Origin of the sequence: Tahibacter sp., assembly GCF_032229445.1 — a bacterium.
Lineage (GTDB): Bacteria > Pseudomonadota > Gammaproteobacteria > Xanthomonadales > Rhodanobacteraceae > Tahibacter.
This window is the reverse complement of sequence record NZ_JAVTWC010000126.1, coordinates 1-21,951: the sequence shown is the minus strand read 5'-3', so window position 1 is coordinate 21,951 and position 21,951 is coordinate 1. Positions and strand designations below refer to the sequence as shown.

The following is a 21,951-nucleotide window of genomic DNA, read 5'->3' as shown; positions in this document are numbered from 1 at the left end:
ACGCGGTCAGGTTGGAATGACTTGAAGCCAACCCGCTGGCCGCCTGGGCCAGCCAATATCGCCACGTTTTATGGCAGATCCAGAAACTGCAGTCTGGCCAGTTCCGCATACAGGCCGCCGTCGGCCATCAGGGACTCGTGCGTTCCTTCGGCGATGATGCGGCCGTGGTCCATGACGATGATGCGGTCGGCCTTGAGTACCGTGGCGAGGCGGTGTGCGATGACCAGGGTCGTGCGGCCGTGCATCAGGGTTTCCAGTGCCTGCTGGACGGCGCGCTCGCTGTGGGCGTCCAGGGCGCTGGTGGCTTCGTCGAGCAGAAGGATCGGCGCATTTTTCAGCAGGGCGCGGGCGATCGCGATGCGCTGCTGCTGTCCGCCGGAGAGGCGGGTGCCGCGCTCGCCGAGTTCGGTATCCAGTTGCCGGGGCAGGGCGGCGATGAAATCAGCGGCGTGCGCAGCGTGCACCGCGGCGTCGAGCTGGGCCTCGCTGGCGTCGAGCCGGCCGTAGCGGATGTTGGTCCGTGCACTGGCGGCAAACAATGTGGGCTGCTGTGGTACCAGTCCGATCACGGCGCGCAACGCCGCTGGATCGAGCGTGCGGATATCGATGCCGTCGATGGTGATGCGCCCGGCCTCGGGATCATGGAAACGCAGCAACAAGGAAAACAGCGTGCTCTTGCCCGCACCGGATGGGCCAACGACTGCCACGGTTTCGCCGGGGCGGATGCACAGGCTGAAGTCGGCGAGCGCCGCTGGGTCCGGTCGCTGTGGATAGCGGAAACTGACGTTCTCGAGGCGTACTTCACCGCGTAGCGGCACCGGCAGGCTCGCGGGATTCGCTGGCGCGACGATGGTGGGAGATTCGGCCAGTAGTTCACTGATGCGGCCCATGCCGCCCGCGGCGCGCCGCAGCTCGCTCCACACTTCGGCGAGCGAGCCGATCGAGCTCCCGCCGATCACTGCGTAGAAGAGGAACTGTCCGAGCGTGCCAGGTGTGATGCGATGCGCGGCGACGTCGTGCGCGCCCAGCCATAGCACGGCGGTGAATCCGCCGAACACCAGGCTGATGCCGAGCCCGATCATGACGGCTTGCGTGCGGATGCGCCGGCCCGCCGCGGTGATGGCGACCTGCAGGGCGGCTACGAAACGGCCGCGTTCATAGGGTTCCTGCGAATGCGCCTGGACCGTACGCACGGCCCCGAGCGTTTCGGCCGCCAGTGAGTTGGCGTCGGCGATGCGATCCTGGTTGGAGCGCGCAATGGAGGCCAGCCGGTTGCCGCCGATGACGATGGGCAGTACGGTCAGCGGTATTCCCAGCAGCGCATAGCTGGCCAGTCGCGGGCTGGTGACGAACAGCATCACGAAACTCCCGAGCACCGTGATCGTGCCGCGAACGGCCGTCGACAGCGTGAAGCCGATGACGACGCGCAGCAGCTCGGAGTCGGCGATCAGGCGTGATACGAGTTCGCTGCTTCGGTTGCGGTCATGGAAGTCCGCGTCCATGCCGATCAGGTGGGCGTAGAGCCGTGCGCGCAGGTCCGCGACGATGCGTTCACCGAGCAGCGAGATGAAGAAGTAGTGCGCTGCGCTCGCCAGTGCGAGCACCAGCGTCACCGCGAGCACGAGCACGAATATGGGGTCGATGTCGCTGGCGCCGGCGGAAAAGCCCTGGTCGATCATCACGCGGAACGTCATCGGCATGCCGAGCGTCGCTGCACTGGCGCAGGCCAGCGCAAGCAGCCAGCCGAGGAACAGTCCCAGGTGTTTGCGTAGCAGTGGCCACAGCGTGCGCAGACTGCCAATCGGGGCGTTGTTGGTCGGTCTGGGCATGGTCGCGAGGAAGGGTTGCCGGAGAGGCCGCGATAGCGCGCGGCATCGGTATTGGCGGCCTCGGCGGACCGGGTACGTTAGTCGCTTTGTGCCGGACGCGCCAGTTTGCGCGTTCACTGAATTGTTCTGTATGGTAGTTATCTCGAAACGACTGATGCCCATTGATAGCGTATTTGTCGAAGCGTCTGCTTGTTGCGGTGCAGCAGGCGATGGCATGGGACCGAAAGCATTCGCGTACGTCACGTACTGCGCGCGCGGATGAGCGGTACACAGGTGACCGGTGCGCAGGGAGCCCCCTGTGGTGTGGACGACGATGCAACTCCATCAACCGTGAGGATTTCTCAATGGAAACCAAGCAGAAGCTGTTTGCATTCAAGCTGGCCGCGAAGGAAGACGCGAAGAAGGAAAGCGCCAAGCCCGACACCCAATGGAAGGGCCGCGACGGTGATTCCGTTGCTGGCTGCACGGATTTCCGCTTCCCGGGCAACCTGCGTTATTCGGATAACGGCATCTATTGCTGACAGTCCGTGGTGAATCGCAAAGAGCCTGAATTCCGGGCTCTTTGCGACCGCCATTTGCCGTATGAGCCTCCGAACCCGACACAATCCTTGATGACCCGATGCATCCTTATCGTCACCGGCCGTGCGGACATCCATGCGGATATCGTCATCGAGCGCATCGCATCCAAAGGACATCGATCGTTTCGCCTGAACCTCGATGAGTTTCCCGCTGCCTTTGCCCTGGATCTGGCGTTCGTCGGCGGGACCTGGCGCGGCACGCTGTGCTACAGCCCCACGGGCGACGAGCTGGCGCTCGCCGAAATCGGTGCGGTATGGACGCGCAAGCAGGCTGAATTCGCTTTCGAAAGTACCGAACTGACGCCGCAGGAGAAAGCCTATGCGACGCAGGAAACGCAACACGTCCTGCTCGGCATCCTGCATTCGCTGGATTGCTGCTGGATGAGCCATCCCGTCGCGGTTCGCGCCGCGCAGTGGAAAGGGGAGCAGCTGCAGCGCGCCGCGCGGATGGGGTTCTCGGTTCCGGATTCGTTGATCGCCAACCGGCCAGAGCCGGTGCATCGCTTCCGTGCCGCCGTCGGTGGCGACATCATCTTCAAGACCTTGGCGTCGTCTTTCCTCGGTGCCGAGAAAGTCGCGCCCGAGGACCGCGTCACCACGGGGCTGGCCACGACCCGGATCACCGAGGAGTACCTCGACCTGCTCGATTCCGTGCGCGAGGTGCCGTGTTTCTTCCAGCGCCATGTGGGCAAACACTACGAACTGCGCGTCACCGTGATCGGCGATCGCGTTTTCGCAGCGAAGATCCATTCGCAGGATGACGATCGCACGCGTACCGACTATCGCGATTTCTCCGTCGGTATCCGCTACGAGGCGGTCACCTTGCCGGCCATGATCGAACAGCGCTGCCGCGATTTCGTGCACAGCTATGGACTGGCCTACGGCGCGCTGGACCTGATCGTGACGCCGGACGGCGACTATGTATTCCTCGAAAACAACCCCGGCGGCCAGTTCCTGTTCGTCGAGCAGCGGGTGCCTGGGTTGCGCATGGTCGACGCGGTTGCCGACTACCTGATCGAAGGGGCGCGCGGTGAGCGATGACGCGCACGCGCTGTATGCCGCGATCCGCGAGCTGGAGGCGAAAGGACAGGCACGGGTCATCGTCTTCGGCGCAACGAGCCTGGAGATCGATCTGCTTCCGCCGCTGTACGAAACCTTGCGCGGCATCGGGCGCGCGGAGCGATTGGACGTCGTGGTTTTCGGCCGCGGCGGCTCGGTGAACGCGGCGCGCCGGATTGCTCTGCTGCTGCACGAGTTCACGGATCGTCTCCGCTTCATCGTGCCGCACTATTGCGAATCGGCGGCGACCTTGATGGTGCTGGCCGCGCAGCAGATAGTGGCCGGCCCGCTGGCGATCTTCTCGCCGACGGATCCCCATCTGACATCGGCTGAAGGCGGGCGCGACGGCAGTCCGTCGGCGCTGTCGTCGCAGGATATCCGGCTGTTCCGGCAGATGAGCCAGGACTGGTTCGGCATGGACGAGGAGCAGACACAGCAGCGTGCGTTGCCGCTGCTGTGCGAGAGCATTTTTCCGACCACGCTGACCTCGCTATACCGCTGCACGCGGGAAGTGCAGAGCATCAGCAACGAGTTGCTGGGCTTGCACATGCCCGACGACGCAGCAGCGCGGCGGTCGAATATCGCCGACACGCTGCTGTTCGATTTCCATTCCCACACGTATGCACTGACGCGGGACGATCTGGCCCGGATCGGACTGCCCGTAGTGCGCGATGCGGATATCGAAGCGGTCGCGTGGGATATTGCCTGTCACCTCCGCGCACGGATCGGCGCCGAATCGCGGCAATCGCTGGAAGGCGACTGGTACGACGCCATGCTCGTGACGCGCGACGGTGGAACGCGGCGGCGCCGGAGTCGCGAAGCCATCGGCTCGGTCTGGGAAACGGTCGAGACCCGTTGATGACGATCGCCAGTCATCTCGGCGAAATCAGCCGCCTTTGGCTGCTCTTTGCCGTGCTCGCGGCAGCGTGCGGAAAATCGTTCGCATTCGGCCGCTTCTGCCGCGATCTCGCGGCTTCGTTTCCCGAACTGGGCAAGGCCGGCGTGCCGGTGGCCGCGTCGATCGTGACGGTCGAATGGCAGCTGGCCGCCCTGTTGCTCAGTGGCGGCACGGCGGCCCGCTACGGCCTCATCGCCACGGCGCTACTGTTCGCTGCGATGACGGCCGTGGTGGCCCTGGCCCTGGCGCAGGACCGGACGGTCGTGTGCCGCTGTTTCGGCACCGCCAGTCATCCCATGTCCGGCTACGATCTGCTGCGCAATGGCCTGCTCGTCGGTGCGGCGGTGGGCGGCGTGCTCGCGCCGCCTTTGGCCGGCATCGATGTGTACTCGCATATTGCCCTGGCCGGCATCGCGCTGATCGCATTCCAGCTCTCCCTCGGCCTGCAGGACATCGTGGCCGTGCTGCGGATCCGGGTCTGATCCGGCGATGGAAGGCACGCTGCCCGGTCTCGTCGTCGCGCTGTTGACCCTCGTGGTTGCATTCATGCTGTTCCTCGTGCTGCGCCTCGCTGCAGTCGTCAGCGCGCAGGAATACTTGCGCTCGCCCGCGGCACTGCCGGTCGGCAGCCTGCTGCCCGAATTTTCCGGACAACGACTCAGCAATGGCGAACGACTGTCCGGTGAGTTCCTGCGAGGGCAGGCGTCGGTGCTGCTGTTCCTGTCGCCGGAGTGCGGCGACTGTCGGCTGCGGGTCGCCGAGCTGTCGGAACTGTATGAGGCGATCGTCCGCTCCGGCGTGCGTCTATGGGTCATCAGCGCACGTTCGCGGAAGCGCATGGCGGCGTTCCTGCACGATTCGCCGCTGCTGGCCCATGTGCTGCTGGTGAAAGCTTCGGTCCGGCACGCGCTGAACCCGCGCAACGCGGCGCCGTTCTACATTTTCGCCGACGATGAGGGTCGCGTGCTCGCCAGCCACTTCATCGGCGACGAGGACTGGCAAAGCTTCGTTGCGCAGATCCGTGAATCCGGGGAAGCGCCGGATCTGGCATAACTGCGAACTGATTCCAGTGGGAAGCAGCCGGTGAGAAATGAAAAGGGCGGCATCGCTGCCGCCCTTTGTGAAGCCCTCGGTCAGTGTGTCCGGGGCACTGCTGGTGCGTCCTTCGCTCCCGCTTCGTCCGTCCGGTCCCCAAGCATGCGCCGGATCGCGACGTAGAAGATCGGCACGAACAGCAGGCCGAGGAAGGTGGCGAAGACCATGCCGCCGATGACGCCGGTGCCGATGGCGTGGCGCGCGTTGGCACCGGCGCCGGAGGAAATCGCGAGCGGCAGCACGCCGAGGATGAAGGCGAACGACGTCATCAGGATGGGGCGCATGCGCAGCTTGCCGGCTTCGATCACCGCGTCACGCAGCGGCGTGCCGTGGCGCTGTGCTTCGACCGCGAATTCGATGATCAGGATCGCGTTCTTGGCGGCCAGTCCTATGATCGTGATCAGGCCGATCTTGAAGTACACGTCGTCGGGCAGCCCGCGCAGCAGCGAGAACACCACCGCGCCGAGTACGCCGAGTGGCACGATCAGCATCACCGATACCGGAACCGACCAGCTTTCGTACAGTGCAGCCAGACAGAGGAATACGACGAGGATGGACAGGCCGAACAGTAGCGGCGCCTGATTGCCCGAGACGACTTCCTGCAGCGACTGGCCGGCCCAGTCGAAGCCGAAGCCCTGCGGCAGATCTTTCTCGATGATCGCCTGCATGGTCTTCATGGCTTCGCCGGAGCTGCGCCCCGGGGCGGGCGAGCCGACAATCTCGACCGCCGAGTAGCCGTTGAAGCGCACGAGCGCGGGCGGCCCCATGATCCACTGCGAATGCACCACGCTCGACAACGGAATCATGTTCGGCGTGCTGGCGGCATTCGCATTGCCGGAAGCGGGCAGGGAACTCGGCAGGAAGAAACGGTTGAACGCTTCCGGGCTCATTCTGAACGGTGCATCGGCCTGCAATACCACGCGCAGCACGCGGCCCTGATAGAAGAAGTCGTTCGCGTAGACCGGCGCGAGCATGAGCTGGATCGCGCTGAACACATCGGTCACGGCAAGGCCCATGGATTGCGCCTGCACACGATCGACATCGATCTTGAGCTGCGGCGAATCCTGCAGCCCATTGGGGCGCACGCCCTGCAGGATGTCCTTCTGCTCGGCTGCCTTGCCGAGCAGCACGTTCTGCGCGCCGACCAGTGCCTCGTGGCCGCCGCCAGCGCGGTCCTGCAGGTACATGTCGAAGCCGCCGAACGCGCCGAGGCCCTGGATCGTCGGCAGGTTCACGACGAAGGCCTGCGCATCCTTGAGACCCGCGAACAATGCGCCGTTGGCCTGCTGGATGAAGGTCATCGCGTTGGTCTCGCGCTCGGACCAGGGCTTGAGGCGGATGAAGGCCATGCCGACGTTGTCGGCCTGGCCGATGAAGCTGAAGCCGCTGATTTGCAGTACCGCTTCGACCGCATCGTTCTTCGACAGGATCTCGTTGACCTGTTCCATCACCTGCGTCGTGCGCTGCAGCGAGGCGCCGGCGGGCAATTGCACGATGGCCAGTGTGTAGCCCTGGTCTTCTTCCGGCACGAAACTGCCGGGCATTCGCGTGTAGAGAAAACCGCACAGCACGACGACGACGGCGAACAGCGCCATCCAGCGACCGGGACGCTTCACCGCGCCGGCGGTCTGGCGCGTATAGGTGCCGAGGATCCGGTCGAAGGTGCGGTTGAACCAGCGGAAGAAGCGGTTCGGTTCCGGATGCGTCGGCTTGAGCAGCGTCGCGCATAGCGCCGGAGTGAACGACAGCGCGAGCAGGGCGGAGAAGCCCATCGCGATCGCGATGGTCAGTGCGAACTGGCGATAGATCGCGCCGACGCTGCCGCCCTGCATGGCGCTGGGAATGAACACGGCGGCCAGCACCACGGTGATCGCGATGACGGCGCTCGTGATCTGGCCCATGGCCTTGCGCGTGGCTTCCTTGGGCTCGAGGTGTTCCTCGCTCATGATGCGTTCGACGTTCTCGATCACGACGATCGCATCGTCCACGACGATGCCGATCGCGAGCACCATCGCGAACAGCGAGAGCTGGTTGATCGTGAAGCCGATGAAGTACATGCCGAGGAAGGTGCCGGCCAGTGCGACCGGGATGACCAGCGTCGGGATCAGCGTCGCGCGCAGGTTCTGCAGGAACACGAGCATCACGATGAAGACCAGCACCACGGCGATGACCAGGGTCTCGACGACTTCGAGAATCGACATGCGCACGAAAGTCGTGCTGTCGTACGGCGTGAACCACGACACGTTCGGTGGGAAACTCGCCTTGAGCTCGTCCATGCGCGTCTTGACCGCTGCGGCCACCTGCAGCGCATTGGCTCCAGGCAGTAGCTGCACGGCGAAGCCGGCGATCGCGTTCTTGCCGTAATACGTGGCGCGGCCGTAGGAGAACGGGCCGAGTTCGACGCGACCCACATCCTTGATCTTGACCGTGGTGCCGTCGGCCGAGGTGCGCAGCACGATGTTCTCGAACTGTTCCGGCGTCGTGAAGCGGCCTTCGGCCATGACGCTGGCGGAAATGCCCTGCTGATCGATGGTCGGGGTGGAGCCGATCGAACCCGAGGCGAACTGCACGTTCTGGCCGCGGATCGCGCTGAGCACGGCGCTGGGTGCGAGGCCAAAGCCCTGCAGCTTGTCCGGGTCCAGCCAGATGCGCATGGCGTATTCGGAACCGAACTGCGTGACGCTGCCGACGCCGGCGATGCGCTGGATCTGGTCGAGGATGCGCGAGGAGATGATGTTGTTGAGCGCGTAGGAATCCTGCGCGCCGTCGTCGGACTTGAGCGCGGCGACCATGAGGAAGCCGGCGTTGGCCTTGGCCACGACGACGCCCTGCTGAGTGACTTCGGACGGCAGGCGCGGCAGCGCGAGCGAGACGCGGTTCTGCGTCTGCACCTGGGCGATGTCGGCGTCGGTGCCGCTGTTGAAAGTCAGGGTGATCGACGCGTTACCGCTGGCGTTGGACGTCGAGCTGAAATACAGCAGGTTGTCGATGCCGTTGAGCTGCTGCTCGATGACCTGGGTCACGGTCTTCTCGACCGTGTCGGCGCTGGCGCCGGCGTAGTTCGTGCTGACCACGACCTGCGGCGGTGCGATCTGCGGATACGATTCGACGCCGAGTTCGAAGATCGTCAGCACGCCGCCGAGGGTGATCAGTATCGCGATCACCCAGGCGAAGATCGGCCGTTCGATGAAAAATTGCGGCACGGGGCGTTCTCCTTACGCTTTGGGCGCGGCAGCCGGCGCGGCGGCGGGCGCCTTGTCCAGCTGTTCCTGCGGCACGGCCTTGGCCGGTTTGTCGGGCTGCGCTTTCTGCAGACCCGAGACGATGACCTGGTCGCCGTCGGCGAGCCCGCTCTTGACCACCCAGTCGGAACCGCGCAGTTCGCCGAGTTCGACGTGCTTGCTCTGCACCTTGCCGTCGGCGCCGACGACGAGCAGAAAGGCGCCCTTCGGATCACGCTGGATCGATTTCTGCGGAACGAGGAAGGCTTTTTCCAGCTCGCCCTGGGTCAGGCGCAGCTTCACGAACATCCCGGGCAGCAGCGTGCGATCGGCGTTCGGAAACGTCGCGCGCAGCGACATCGCGCCGGTGGCCGGATCGACCGCGAGGTCGGAGAAGCTCAGCGTGCCGCTCTGGCCGTAGGCGCTGCCGTCGGGCAGGAACAACTGCACCTCGATCTGGTCGGCGGCGGCGAGCTTGAGCTTGCCGTCCGCCTGGGCGCGACGCAGGTCGGAGACTTCGGCGGCGGACTGGCTGAAGTCGACGTAGATCGGATCGATCTGTTCGACCACGGTCAGTGGCGTGACTTCGCCCTGGCCGACGAGAGCACCCTCGGTCACCAGCGCGCGGCCGGCGCGGCCGGCGATCGGCGCGGTTACGGCGGCATAGCCCAGACTGAGCCGGGCCGCCTCGAGATCGGCCTGTGCCTGGCGCACGCCGGCGGCACTGGTGCGTTGCGTCGCGACGGCGTCGTCGAGATCCTGCCTGGCGATGACACCGCGGGCGGCGAGGTCCTGATAGCGCTTGGCCTTGGCGTCGGCGTTGGTCGCGTTCGCGCGGGCCTGGCCGAGCGCGGCTTCGCGCGCGTTCAGCGCCGCCCGCAGCGGCGCCGGATCGATCTCGAACAGCGGCTGGCCGGCCTTGACGTCGCTGCCTTCGATATACAGGCGGCGCTCGACGATGCCGGGTACGCGGGCGCGGACTTCGGCGGTGCGGGTCGCGGCCAGGCGTCCGACCAGCTCCCGCGTCAGCGGTACCGCGCCGGCCTTGGCGACGATCACGCCGACTTCCGGCGGCGGCGGCGCGGGGGGCGGTTCAGCCTTCTTGCCGCAGGCGGCCAAGCTCAGCAGCAGGGCGGTGAGAAGGAGCAGGCGCAGTGGCTGCGGGCTCATGAGGACGTCCTTGAAGAGGTGGATAGAGGAAACGTAGCGTCGGGCGCGCGATGCGCCCGTAGAAAGGAGTCGATGACGCGGTCGGCCCACTGCTCGCGCTGCTGCGCGGTATCGCGACCTTCCAGGCCGAGGCGGCGGCGGTCGATGTCGAAGCCGACCAACATTCCGAGCAGCATTTCGGCGAGCGCCAGCGGATCGTCATGGCGCAGTTCGCCGCGTTCCATGGCCGCGCCGAGGCACTCGGCCAGCCGCCGCTGGATGGACAGCGCGCCGGCGTTGAACAGCGCTTTGGCTTCTTCGGGGAAACGCGCGATGTCGGTCGTCAGCATGCGCACGGCGGTCACGGTGCGCGGCTGGGCCAGGTGTTCCAGATGTGCGCGGGCAAAGACACGCAGGGCCGCGTCGAGGTCGTCGCAATCGGTCTGCAGGCTGGCGCCGACTGGGCCCAGCAGGTCGCTGACGACGCTGCGGAACAGGCCCTCCTTGCTGCCGAAATGCGCGTAGACGGTCTGCTTGGAGCAACCGGCGCGCTGCGCCACGGCGTCCATGCTGACCGCGTAGCCGAGCTCGAACATCAGTTCGATTGCGGCGTCGCGCATGCGCTGGTGGCGCTTTGAAGTAGTGGTGGTGATGCTGGTCATCGGGAATTTGGACTGTGCCGTCCAGTTCAGAATCGGCGGAAGATAGGCGTTCGTGTCCTCCACGTCGATAGGGTGACGACTAAAGTCGGGGAGGGGTCTTCCGCATCGGGGCGACCCGGCCACGAAAACCGATGCACGACCTGCCAAGCGGCTCCTGCGATTTGCGTTGGCACTGGTACTGGCAATTCGCGCGTAGCGGCACGGCCGCCGGCGGCGTCCGCCGGGCCTGCGGAAAGCGTCGGTGACCCTTCGTTAAACGCCCGTTTTTAAGGCGGTTTTCGGCTGGATTCATATGCCCCACAGGCGTATCCTCCGCGCCTCTTTCACAGTTTCAGGAAGCCCATGTCCGCCAACAGCGAGATCGCGCAGGCGCCGGCCGTCGAGGCCGTGCTGACGGAACTCAAGAGCACGCTGACCGCCGCCCGGCTCAAGGAAGCACAGACGTTCGCGGCGCATCTGCTGCAGCGGGTGACGCTGGAAGACCTGGCCAACCGGCCTGCGGCGCAATGGGCCGCCATGGCGCTGGACCTGCTCGAATTCATCCGCATCCGCAAGAGCGGTGCCGCCTCGGTCCGGGTACTCAATCCCGCGGTCGACGAGCAGGGCTACGAATCCAGCCATACCGTTCTCGAAGTCATCACCGACGATTCACCGTTCCTGGTCGATTCGGTCAGCATCGCGGTCAGCGCGGCGGGGCTGCTCGTGCACGCGATCGTGCATCCGGTCTACCGCATCGAGCGCGATGCCGGCGGTCATGTGCTTTCGCTCAGCGCCGATACCGGCAGCGGCAAGGGCAAGGCAGAGTCGGTGATGCATTTCGAGATCAGCCGCATCGCCGAGGCGGAACAACTCAAGCGTCTGCAGCAGGGCGTGACGCGCGCGTTGAGCGATGTTCGCGCCGCCGTCGCCGACTGGTCGGTGATGCGCGACAAGATGCTGCAGCTGTCGCGCGAACTGCCGCAGCGCAAGCTGCCGGTCGATGCGCTCGGCATCGCCGAAGCGCAGGAATTCCTGAACTTCGTCGCGCATGACCATTTCACGTTCCTCGGCTACCGCGAATATGCGGTCGACAAGGTCAACGGCGTCGACGTGCTGGTGACCGTGCCGAACACCGGCCTGGGCATCCTGCGCCAGGACGACAATGCCGCGCCGCGACCGCTCAACACCCTGGCTGCGCGCGAGTTGCCGCAGTCGGGTTCCACCGACGCGATCATCCTGACCAAGACCAATTCGCGAGCGACGGTGCACCGTCCGGGCTACATGGACTACATCAGCGTGCTCGGCTTCAACGACGCCGGTGTGCCGGTGACCGAGCAGCGCTTCCTCGGGCTGTTCACCTCCGGTGCCTACATGCGCCGTCCGCAGGACGTGCCGCTGATCCGGCAGAAAGTGGAATCGGTCTCCACGCGCTCGGGCATCAAGCGCGAATCGCATTCGGGCAAGGCGCTGCGTCACATTCTCGATACGCTGCCGCGCGACGAGCTGTTCCAGGCCACCGAGGAAGAACTGTTCGGTACGGCGATGGGCATCCTGCAACTGCAGGAACGCACCCGCTCGCGCCTGTTCGTGCGTCGCGACAAGTACGGCCGCTTCTTCTCCTGCCTGGTCTTCATCCCGCGCGACCGCTTCGACAACGCCACGCGCGAGCGCATCGAAACCATGCTCAAGCGCGAGCTGCAAGGCGATCGGGTGGACTCGACCGTCCAGGTCGGCGAATCCGCACTGGCGCGCCTGCACCTGATCATCCGGCCCAAGCCCGGCGAACGCGCCAGCTATGACGTGGCCGAGATCGAGCGCAAGCTGACCCAGATCGTGCGCAACTGGTCGGACGAACTGCGTGACGCGCTGGTGCTCAAGCACGGCGAGGAAAAGGGCCTCAAGCTCGCCAACCGCTACGGCAAGGCGCTGCCGGCCAGCTATATCGAGGAAATCACGCCGCATCTCGCGGTCGCCGACGTGGAAGCCGCGGCCGCGCTGAAGACGCCCGACGACATCCGCCTGTCGCTGTACCGTTCGCCGAAGAAGACGGGCGGCCTGCGCTTCAAGCTGTTCCGCTACGGCATGCCGATCACGCTGTCCGACGCGCTGCCGATGCTCGAGAACATGGGTCTGAAGATCCTGTCCGAGCATCCCTACGAGATGGATCTCGGCGAATCGACGATCTCGATCCAGGACTTCGACGTACTGCCGGCAATGGCCTGCGAGTTCGACATCGACGAAGTGCGCGAGGCGTTCCAGAACGCGTTCGAACGCATCTGGCGCGGCCATGCCGAGAACGACGCGTTCAACAAGCTCATCCTCGGCGCGCAGATGGACTGGCGCCAGGTCTCCGTGCTGCGCGGCTATTGCAAGTACCTGCTGCAGACCGGCGTTGCGTTCTCGCAGGCGTACATGGAGGCGACGATCAATCAGTATCCGGCCATCGCCGGGCTGCTCGTCGAACTGTTCGAAACCAAGTTCGATCCGGCGCGCGACAGCGCGGGGCCGGCCGCAGTCGAGCAGGCGCGCGCGCGCCTGGCCAAGGAGATCGACGCGCTGGTGCCCGCCGACGTGCGCTCCAGCAGCGCGCTGGTGTTCGAGGCGCTGTACGCCGCGCGTGGCGAATCGCGCGAAGTCCAGGCCGACGCCATCATCGCCGCGATCCGCGTGCTGCTGGATCGCGTCGCGAGCCTCGACGAGGACCGCATCCTGCGCAGTTTCCTCGGCGTTATCCGCGCGACCCTGCGCACGAGCTATTACCAGCTCGACGGCCACAAGCCGAAGGACTACATCAGCTTCAAGTTCGACCCGGCGCAGGTGCCCGACCTGCCCAAGCCAAAACCCTATCGCGAGATCTTCGTCTACTCGCCGCGTGTCGAAGGCGTGCACCTGCGCTTCGGCCCGGTCGCCCGCGGTGGTCTGCGCTGGTCGGACCGGCGCGAGGACTTCCGCACCGAAGTGCTGGGCCTGGTCAAAGCACAGATGGTCAAGAACACGGTCATCGTGCCGGTCGGCTCCAAGGGCGGCTTCTTCGTCAAGCGTCCGCCGGTCGGCGGCGACCGCGACGCGCAGCTGGCCGAAGGCATCGCCTGCTACCGTATGTTCATCAATGGACTTCTGGACATTACCGACAATATCGTCGACGGGGAGATCGTCAATCCGCGCAATGTGGTGCGCCACGACGCGAACGATCCCTACCTCGTCGTCGCCGCGGACAAGGGTACGGCCACCTTCTCCGACATCGCCAATTCGATCTCCGCCGACCACGGCTTCTGGCTCGGCGACGCGTTCGCCTCCGGCGGCTCGGTCGGCTACGACCACAAGGGCATGGGCATCACCGCCAAGGGCGGCTGGGAGTCGGTCAAGCGCCATTTCCGTGCGCTGGGCCGCGACTGCCAGAGCCAGGATTTCACCTGCGTCGGCGTCGGCGACATGTCCGGCGACGTGTTCGGCAACGGCATGCTGCTGTCCAGGCACATCCGCCTGCTCGCCGCGTTCGATCACCGCCACATCTTCCTCGACCCGAACCCGGACTCGGCGATCTCGTTCAGGGAACGCACGCGCATGTTCACGCTGCCGCGCTCGTCCTGGGCCGACTACGATGCGGCCCTGATCTCCAAGGGTGGCGGCATCTTCCCGCGCGGCGCCAAGACGATTCCGGTGTCGCCCGAAGTGCGCGCCGCGCTGGGCATCGAGGAGAACGTCGATCAGCTTTCGCCGAACGATCTCATGCGCGCGATCCTCAAGGCACCGGTCGACCTGCTCTGGAACGGCGGCATCGGCACCTACGTCAAGGCCGAGGCCGAGACCAATGCCGACGCCGGCGATCGCGCCAACAATGCAATCCGCATCAACGGCAAGGAGTTGCGCTGCAAGCTCGTGGGTGAAGGCGGCAACCTCGGCATGACCCAGCGCGGCCGTATCGAGGCGTCCCTCAACGGCGTGCTGATGAACACCGACTTCATCGACAACTCCGCTGGCGTGGACACTTCCGACCACGAGGTCAACATCAAGATCCTGCTCGGCGACGCGGTGCATCGCGAAGAGCTCACGCTCGAGGCGCGCAATGTATTGCTCGCGGACATGACCGACGAGGTCGAGCGCCTGGTGCTGATGGACAACTACCGGCAGAACCAGGCGATCAGCGTGATGGAGCGCATGTCGGTCAGCCGCCTCGGCGCCAAGCAGCATTTCGTGCGCACGCTGGAAGCGCAGGGCCTGCTCGATCGCCAGATCGAGTTCCTGCCGTCCGATGCGGAATTCGCCGAGCGCAAGGCACGTGGCATTGGCCTGACGCGCCCGGAACTGTCGATCCTGCTGTCGTACTCCAAGATCGTGCTGTTCCAGCAGCTGCTCGAATCCGACGTGCCGGAAGACGCCTACCTGTCGCGCGAGCTCAAGCGCTACTTCCCGGGGCCACTGCAGGAAAAGTATTCGGCGCATATGGAGCGCCACCGCCTCAAGCGCGAAATCATCGCGACCGCGGTGACCAACTCGATGATCAACCGCATGGGCGCGACCTTCGTGCTGCGCATGCAGGAAGACACCGGCCAGGCGCCTGCACCGGTCGCCAAGGCCTATAGCATCGCGCGCGAAGTGCTCGATGCACGCGACATGTGGGCGGCGATCGAGGCACTCGATGGCAAGGTCAACGGCAACGCGCAGATCGACGCGCTGCTGGTGATCTGGCAGCTGCTGCGCAACATGACGCGCTGGCTGCTCAACCAGCCGGGCGAATCGCTGGACATCGCCAAGGCCGTGACGCGCTATCACCCAGGCATGCTGCAGCTCAAGCAGTCGCTCGTCGAGGTGCTGTCGCCGACCGAGCGCACGGCGTTCGACCTGGCGCGCGAACGCTGGCTGACGCAGGGCTTCCCGAATGAACTCGCCGAACAGCTCGCCGGCGTCCCGGCGCTCGTATCGTCGTTCGACATCATCGACACCGCGCAGGACCACGCACTCGAAGTGGCCCAGGTCGCGCAGGTGCATTTCGCACTCGGCGAAGCGCTGCACCTGAAGTGGCTCATGTCCAAAGTGGAAGAGTTGCCGGTGGAAACGCGCTGGCATGCGCATGCACGCGGCGCGCTGCGCGACGAGCTCTACCAGCAGCACCGCGCGCTCGCCGCGCAGGTGATCAAGGGCAACGAGGGCAGCGGCGTCGAACGCGTCGAACGCTGGCTCAATCGCGACGATGCTTCCCTGCGGTTCACCCTCGGGATGTTCGCCGACATGCGCAGCCAGCTCGTGACCGACTATCCCATCGTCTCGGTCGCGGTGCGTCGCCTGGCTCAGCTGGTGCAGGCTGGAGCGCGTTGAGGACAGGAAAGAGCACAGAGGAGTGAGAAACGAGTGGAAGCGGCGGCGTGCGCTTGCCGTCAATCGTTCCTCACTTCTCTATCGCTGAGTGCTGGAAAACAGGGGAGGGAGAAACGAGTGGAAGCGGCGGCGCGCACTTGCTGTCACTCGTTCCTCGCTTCTCCTCACTGGCTCAGCGCCATTGCGGTTGGCTCCAACCTCCGGCACCCTGCGCGCATCCCCCCGCATCGAGTCGCCTGCGATGAGCCAACGCGTGCATTTCGTCGCCAGCAAGACCGTCGAAGCGCAGGCTGCGTTGACGCTGCTGCGCGAACGGTACGGCGACGAGGGCATCGAGACGGCGGATGTCGTCGTCGCGCTCGGCGGCGACGGCTTCATGTTGCAGACACTGCATCGGTACACCGCGCGAGGCCTGCCGGTCTACGGCATGAAGCTGGGCACCGTCGGATTCCTCATGAACCAGTATCACGTCGATGCGCTCGACCAGCGCATCGCACGGGCGCAGCCGACGGTGCTGCGCCCGCTCGTGATGGACGTGCAGACCGAGTCCGGTTCCAGCGTCACGGCGACCGCGTTCAACGAAGTCTCGCTGCTGCGCCAGACCAAGCAGGCCGCGCACGTGCGCGTGTCGTTGAACGGCGCGGTCAAGCTCGAGGAACTGGTCTGTGACGGTATCCTGCTGTCGACGCCCGCGGGTTCGACGGCCTACAACCTGTCCGCGCACGGACCGATCCTGCCGCTGGGGTCGAGCGTGCTCGCGATGACGCCGATAAGCCCGTTCCGCCCGCGCCGCTGGCGCGGTGCGATCCTGCCCTCGGCAACCGAAGTGCGTTTCGAAGTGCTCGACCACTACAAGCGGCCCGTCAGTGCAACCGCCGACTCCTACGAAGTTCGCGACATCGTTGAAGTGACCGTCTACGAATCGCGCGAACGTGTCATGAACCTGCTGTTCGACCCCGAGCACAACCTCGAGGACCGGATTCTCAACGAGCAGTTCGAGGTGTAGCAGCTCGTCGAAACCGCGGAATAACCGCTTTCGCGATCGAACGACGCAAGCGGAGCCCGCCGGCGCTATTCCGCGTGCCGAGGCCCTCCGTCACCGGACCCATCCGCACGGCGGATGTCCAAGCCACGCGCCGACGATGCGAACAGACGTTCGATCGCGTTCGCTACACCAAAGTCGTGCGCTGGTACTCGTCAGATCGTTTGCGCGGATTGCGCGTTCGGCGCTATCGTCGAACGGCTGGGCGCGGCCGTTTGCAGGGAAGCAGATGTCGCGTCGGAGCTCAGCGGCCACTCTTTGGGGGAATTCACCGATGCGTTCGATCAACCTGCGTTCGTTGTCCATTCAAATCGCGCTCGCCCTGGCGGCATCCTGCACCGCCGTAGCCAGCCAGGCTGCCCAGGTCGATGCCGTGCTCAGGACCGAGGCGGCCCGCTCCGGTAGCGCCGATACGCTGATCGTCCTGCAGGCCAAGGCACCGAAGTCGCTGCTGCGCACCGATGGCAATTATCTCGAACGCCGTCGCGCCCTCGTCGACATGCTGCGCGCGACCGCCGACGTGACCCAGGCGGACCTGCGGCGCTGGCTCGATGCGGAAGGCGTCGCCTATCGGCCGTTCTGGATCACCAATTCCATCCAGGCGCGCCTGACCGCGGCGCAGATCGAGGCGCTTGCCGCGCGCGACGACGTCGAAGCCATCGCGTCGAATGCGACGATCGCGCTGCATCTGCCGGACGCTGAAACTCAGGCCGCCCAGCCGTTGCCGATGGCTCCCAGTGCGATCGAGTGGGGCGTCAACAAGATCAAGGCGCCGCAGGTCTGGGCGCAGGGGATCAACGGCGCCGGCGTCGTTGTCGCCGGCCAGGACACTGGCATCCGCTGGACGCACAACGCGATCAAGGCCAAGTACCGCGGCTGGGACGCAGGCACCCAGGTCGCCGACCACAACTACAACTGGCATGACGCCATCCATGCAGCCAACGGCAGCTGCGCCGCTGATTCGCCGACACCGTGCGACGACAACGGACATGGCTCGCACACGGTCGGAACCATGCTGGGTGACGACGGCACGACCAACCAGGTCGGCGTCGCGCCCGGTGCGAAGTGGATCGGCTGCCGCAACATGAATGCCGGCGCCGGCACGCCGGCGACCTACAACGAATGCGCGCAGTGGTTCCTCGCACCGACCGATCTGACCGGCGCGAATCCGGACCCGGACAAGGCGCCCGACGTGATCGGCAATTCCTGGGGTTGCCCACCTTCCGAAGGCTGTACCGCGATCGCCGGCACCGAAGTCCGCGCCGCCATCGAGAACCTGATATCCGGTGGCATCGTGTTCGTCGCGGCCGCCGGTAATGACGGTTCCGCCTGCAGCACGATCGGCGATGCGCCGGGTACGCTGGACAACGTGTTCACGATCGGTTCGACCACTTCGACCGACACCATCTCCGGCTTCTCCGGTCGCGGTCCGGTCGCCGCGGGCGCGGGTACCGGCACCGTCAACAAGCCCGACGTCGTTGCGCCGGGCTCGAGCGTGCGCTCGATCACGCGCAGCAGCGACACGGCCTATTCGACGCTGAGCGGCACCAGCATGGCCACACCGCACGTCGCCGGCGCGGTTGCGCTGCTGATGCAGGCCAATCCGGGCCTCAAGGGCAACCCGGCCGCCGTGGCCGACATCCTCCGCTCGACTGCAGTACCGCTGACCAGCAGCACGCAGGTCTGCGGCGGCATTCCGGCCACGACCTTCCCGAATCCGGTGCAAGGCTATGGCCAGATCGACATGGTCGCCGCCATCGCTCGTGCTTCCGATAACCTGTTCAGCGACGACTTCGACGCGCCGGCGCGCTGAACGTGACACGACAAAGGGGCCGCGAGGCCCCTTTGTCGATTTTGCGGCATGGCATGAGTTGAACGATGCGCGCAGCGATACACTGCGCGCATGCCCGACAACGATCTGCCGCCCGTCACCGACACCGTCGACGACAAGTTCGTCGTCGCGATTTCCTCGCGCGCCCTGTTCGATCTCGGCGAAAGCCATGCGCTGTTCGAGAGCGACGGCCTCGACGCGTATCGCAGCTACCAGATGCAGCACGAGGACGACCTGCTCGCGCCTGGCATCGCGTTTCCGCTGGTGCAGAAGCTATTGCGGCTGAACCAGGCCGGCAACGGCGCGCCCCGCGTCGAGGTGATACTGCTGTCGCGCAACTCGGCCGACACGGGCTTGCGCATCTTCAACGCGATCGAGCATTACGGCCTGGCGATCGAGCGCGCCGCGTTCACGAACGGCGCGCCGACGCACGCCTATGTGCAGCCGTTCGCGGCCGACGTGTTCCTCTCGGCGCATCCGGAGGATGTCGCGCATGCGCTGGCCGCCGGCGTCGCCGCCGCGACCATCCTGCCGTCGAAGGCGCCGACTAGCGCCTCGGAACAATTGCGCATCGCATTCGACGGCGACGCCGTGCTGTTCGGCGACGAGTCCGAACGCGTGTCGCAGGAGCAGGGCCTCGATGCGTTTCATCGCCACGAAACCGAGCATGCCGCGAATCCGCTGCCCGGCGGGCCGTTCCGCGGTTTTCTCGACGCCTTGCATCGCATACAGAGCGCGTTCCCGCTCGAGCACTCGCCGATCCGCACTGCGCTGGTCACCGCGCGTTCGGCGCCGGCGCACAAGCGCGTGATCCTGACCCTGCGCGCCTGGGGCGTTCGCATCGACGAGGCGCTGTTTCTCGGTGGCCGCGACAAGGGACCATTCCTCGAAGCCTTCGGCGCCGACATTTTCTTCGACGATTCGCGCAGCAATGTCGAATCGGCGCGGCGCCACGTCGCGACCGGGCATGTGCCGCACGGCGTGTCGAACGAGCCGCGGCGCTGATGCGAAGGGCGATCGCGCTGATCGCCGGCATCGTTGTGTTTGCGGCTGCGTGGTACGCCGCTCGTCCGTCACCGGCGACACCTTCCGCCTCCGCTGACGACACCGCACCGCCGGCCGCGGCGCACGTCCGTCCGTCGTTGTCGGCACCGCAGTCGCCGGAGGATGCGCCCGCGATCAGCGCTGCGGCGTCCCGTCGGCCGGAAGGGGCGCCGCAGCAACCGCAGACTGCGGTCGATTTTGCGCAGCGGCGTGCTGGACTCGAGCGGCGTGCGAACCAGGGCGACATGGCTGCCGCGGCGGAACTCGGCGAGTTGTTGGCCCAGTGCGAGTATTACTCGCCGATGACGCCGGAACAGATCGAGGACACGGTCGTCAGCGGCATGGCCGCCGATGTGGAACCGCCGCGCCTCGGTGGTCAGCCCGTGTCACCGGAGTTGCTGATGCTGTTGATGCAGGAAGGCTACGCGGAACTCGACCGCCGCTGCGTCGGCACGCAGAACGCGATCACCACCGCGGATTTTCCGGCCGCGCTGGAATGGCTGCGGCGCGCGGCCGAAGCCGGCGATGCCGGTGCGATGGTCGGTTATGCGATGTATTCCGCACAGGATGCGAGCCTGACACCGGAATCGGACGATCCTAACCTTGCGCGCGAGGCGCAGTCGCGCCGGCAGCGTGCAGCCGACTACCTTGACCGCGCCGTGCGTGCCGGCGAAGTGCGCGCGCTGCAGGTTCGTGCGGACGCCTACGCGAACGGCACGCTGAAGCCCCGCGACGACATCGCCGCCTATGCCGACATGCACGCACTGGCGCGAACGGAACACGGCCGCGCATGGCCGCCGCGGCTCATCGAGCTTTACCTGCAGGCAATGGCCGCGCCGCTCGATGCGGCGCAGCTCGCCCAGGCACAGGCGCGCGGCGACGCAGTCTGGCGCGAATGCTGCGCGTCGGGGTTGCGCTGAGGCCGCCGCGTCGCCGGTTGTCCGTCTGCGCGGGCAATGCGACCATCGCGCGCTGTTGCGCGAGGATCTTACGATGAGCATCGCCGATTTCATCCACGTCACCGAAGTCGACCAGGGGCCGCCGTTCGCCGACGGTCTGTTCCAGCGCAACTACAAGGTGCCGGCTCCGGATTTTCCGCACCATGTGGTCGCCTTCTGGAAGCGCGACGACGGCAGCTTCGTGCCGGTGAGCTATGTGCATTTCACTGACTGCGCCGACATCTTCCTGGCCGGCGGCGCGACGACGGACGGTGATCTGCTGCGCGGCATGAGTGAGTCGCAGCGCGCGGCGCTCAAGGAGTACGGCGGCCTGATGCTCGCGACGCTGCGCTACGGTTTCGAGCGCTGGGGTCCGCAATGCGAAGCCATTTTCACGTGCTGCGGCGATGCGCGCGCGCTGCAGACCACGCCCAAGCTCGGCTTCGGCGAGACCGGCATCGAATACCTGCTCGCGTACTGGACGCGCGAACCCAGCCCGCGGCGCCGGCGCGAACTGATCGCCAAGGCCAGGAGCTTCATGCCGTTCTGAGTGCACGCCGCGCGAGTTCAGCGCCCGCGCGATTTCAATCCATCGATTCCGAACGAGGTTCCGCATGCTCAGCGGCGAACATTTCGACCCCCGTGAAATCCTGCCGCCGACGCTGCAGGATTTCATCACCATCAGCGAGATCGACCACGCCGGCTTTCTCGTTGCCGACCTGTTCCGGCGCAAGTTCGGCCATCCGCCGCCGGACATCCCGCGCCATCTCGTCGGCTTCTACCGCGCACCCGGCGGAAGCCTGCATCTGGCGGGCTTCTCGCACATGATGCCGTTCGGCGACGTCTACCTGTCCGGCGGCTCGTGCTCCGACGGCGACACCATGCGCCTGATGCTGCCGGAACACCGCGACGCACTGCGCGCAGCCGGCGGCTTGTGGTTCTACTTGTTGAAATATGCCTTTCGCAAATATGCGGCCTGCTGTGACGCGTTCTTCGGCCATTGCGGCGATGCGCGTGCGCTGGAGGTCGCGCTGGCCGCCGGCTTCATCCAGACCGAACACGAGCACGTCATCGTCAACTGGCACAAGCCGTTGCACGACAACCACAAGCGCGCGCTGGTCGCGAAGGTGCACGCGCTCGGCGCATTCTGATCCATCCGGAAGGCGGCGAGACCGTGGTGCATGCGGGCAGGGGAGAGATTAGCAGGCTGTTGAGAAACAGCCTGCTAGCGCGATCCAGAATGGATCGCTCGAGAGTCGATCGCGCAAGCGATTGATTCTCGGAGAACGTGGGCAAGCTCCGCTTGCACC

Annotated in this window: 16 protein-coding genes; 12 read left to right on the top strand and 4 right to left on the bottom strand. The window is 65.8% G+C overall.

The annotated features are described in order from the left end of the window. Positions 1-68 precede the first annotated feature (68 nt). Positions 69-1,829 carry an ABC transporter transmembrane domain-containing protein gene (locus RUU78_RS24130; RefSeq protein WP_313920325.1) on the bottom strand — a complete coding sequence of 587 codons (1,761 nt, stop codon included), beginning with the start codon at positions 1,827-1,829 and terminating at the stop codon, positions 69-71. A gap of 344 nt (positions 1,830-2,173) precedes the next feature. On the opposite strand from RUU78_RS24130, the gene RUU78_RS24125 reads away from it, so the two are divergent. The 5 genes from RUU78_RS24125 (at position 2,174) to RUU78_RS24105 (ending at position 5,417) form a co-directional block, all read left to right on the top strand. Continuing rightward, positions 2,174-2,350 (top strand): hypothetical protein, encoded by a 177-nt coding sequence (locus RUU78_RS24125; protein WP_313920324.1) that lies wholly within the window; start codon positions 2,174-2,176, stop codon positions 2,348-2,350. Between the two features lie 90 nt (positions 2,351-2,440). Further along, on the top strand, positions 2,441-3,448 hold the full coding sequence (locus RUU78_RS24120; RefSeq protein WP_313920323.1) for an MvdC/MvdD family ATP grasp protein: 1,008 nt from the start codon (positions 2,441-2,443) through the stop codon (positions 3,446-3,448). Further along, positions 3,438-4,325 (top strand): hypothetical protein, encoded by an 888-nt coding sequence (locus tag RUU78_RS24115; RefSeq protein WP_313920322.1) that lies wholly within the window; start codon positions 3,438-3,440, stop codon positions 4,323-4,325. The genes RUU78_RS24120 and RUU78_RS24115 overlap by 11 nt, the downstream gene beginning before the upstream one ends. Beyond that, positions 4,325-4,846, top strand: a complete 522-nt coding sequence (locus RUU78_RS24110) for a MauE/DoxX family redox-associated membrane protein (protein ID WP_343232323.1) — start codon at positions 4,325-4,327, stop codon at positions 4,844-4,846. The genes RUU78_RS24115 and RUU78_RS24110 overlap by 1 nt, the downstream gene beginning before the upstream one ends. A 7-nt stretch (positions 4,847-4,853) precedes the next feature. After that, complete coding sequence (locus tag RUU78_RS24105) at positions 4,854-5,417, top strand: redoxin domain-containing protein (RefSeq protein WP_313920320.1); 564 nt, start codon at positions 4,854-4,856, stop codon at positions 5,415-5,417. 80 nt (positions 5,418-5,497) lie between these two features. On the opposite strand, the gene RUU78_RS24100 is transcribed toward RUU78_RS24105, so the two are convergent. From RUU78_RS24100 to RUU78_RS24090, 3 genes are read right to left on the bottom strand one after another with little or no spacing between them, the layout of a single operon-like run. Beyond that, positions 5,498-8,662 (bottom strand): efflux RND transporter permease subunit, encoded by a 3,165-nt coding sequence (locus RUU78_RS24100; RefSeq protein ID WP_313920319.1) that lies wholly within the window; start codon positions 8,660-8,662, stop codon positions 5,498-5,500. A 12-nt stretch (positions 8,663-8,674) separates the two neighbouring features. Beyond that, complete coding sequence (locus tag RUU78_RS24095; RefSeq protein WP_313920318.1) at positions 8,675-9,850, bottom strand: efflux RND transporter periplasmic adaptor subunit; 1,176 nt, start codon at positions 9,848-9,850, stop codon at positions 8,675-8,677. Next, on the bottom strand, positions 9,847-10,614 hold the full coding sequence (locus tag RUU78_RS24090; RefSeq protein WP_313920317.1) for a TetR/AcrR family transcriptional regulator: 768 nt from the start codon (positions 10,612-10,614) through the stop codon (positions 9,847-9,849). Before RUU78_RS24090 ends, RUU78_RS24095 begins: the two co-directional genes overlap by 4 nt. Positions 10,615-10,833: 219 nt before the next feature. Here RUU78_RS24090 and RUU78_RS24085 point away from each other — a divergent pair, with 219 nt between their 5' ends. The 7 genes from RUU78_RS24085 to RUU78_RS24055 all read left to right on the top strand — a co-directional run bounded on the left by RUU78_RS24085 (position 10,834) and on the right by RUU78_RS24055 (position 21,792). Next, positions 10,834-15,786, top strand: coding sequence for an NAD-glutamate dehydrogenase domain-containing protein (locus RUU78_RS24085; protein ID WP_313920316.1), 4,953 nt, complete (start codon positions 10,834-10,836; stop codon positions 15,784-15,786). A 241-nt stretch (positions 15,787-16,027) separates the two neighbouring features. Next, complete coding sequence (locus RUU78_RS24080) at positions 16,028-16,792, top strand: NAD kinase (protein WP_313920315.1); 765 nt, start codon at positions 16,028-16,030, stop codon at positions 16,790-16,792. Positions 16,793-17,102: 310 nt separating this feature from the next. Continuing rightward, a complete protein-coding gene (locus RUU78_RS24075; RefSeq protein WP_313920314.1) occupies positions 17,103-18,641 on the top strand; it encodes a S8 family serine peptidase in 1,539 nt (512 codons plus the stop codon). Positions 18,642-18,731: 90 nt separating this feature from the next. Further along, positions 18,732-19,664, top strand: coding sequence for a 5'-nucleotidase (locus RUU78_RS24070; RefSeq protein WP_313920313.1), 933 nt, complete (start codon positions 18,732-18,734; stop codon positions 19,662-19,664). After that, positions 19,664-20,623: a hypothetical protein gene (locus tag RUU78_RS24065; RefSeq protein ID WP_313920312.1), complete on the top strand. Its 960-nt coding sequence runs from the start codon at positions 19,664-19,666 to the stop codon at positions 20,621-20,623. Before RUU78_RS24070 ends, RUU78_RS24065 begins: the two co-directional genes overlap by 1 nt. A 73-nt stretch (positions 20,624-20,696) precedes the next feature. Beyond that, entirely contained in the window at positions 20,697-21,191 is a 495-nt protein-coding gene (locus RUU78_RS24060; protein WP_313920311.1) for a hypothetical protein, read from the top strand. A gap of 64 nt (positions 21,192-21,255) precedes the next feature. Next, positions 21,256-21,792 (top strand): hypothetical protein, encoded by a 537-nt coding sequence (locus RUU78_RS24055; RefSeq protein ID WP_313920310.1) that lies wholly within the window; start codon positions 21,256-21,258, stop codon positions 21,790-21,792. Positions 21,793-21,951 lie beyond the last annotated feature (159 nt).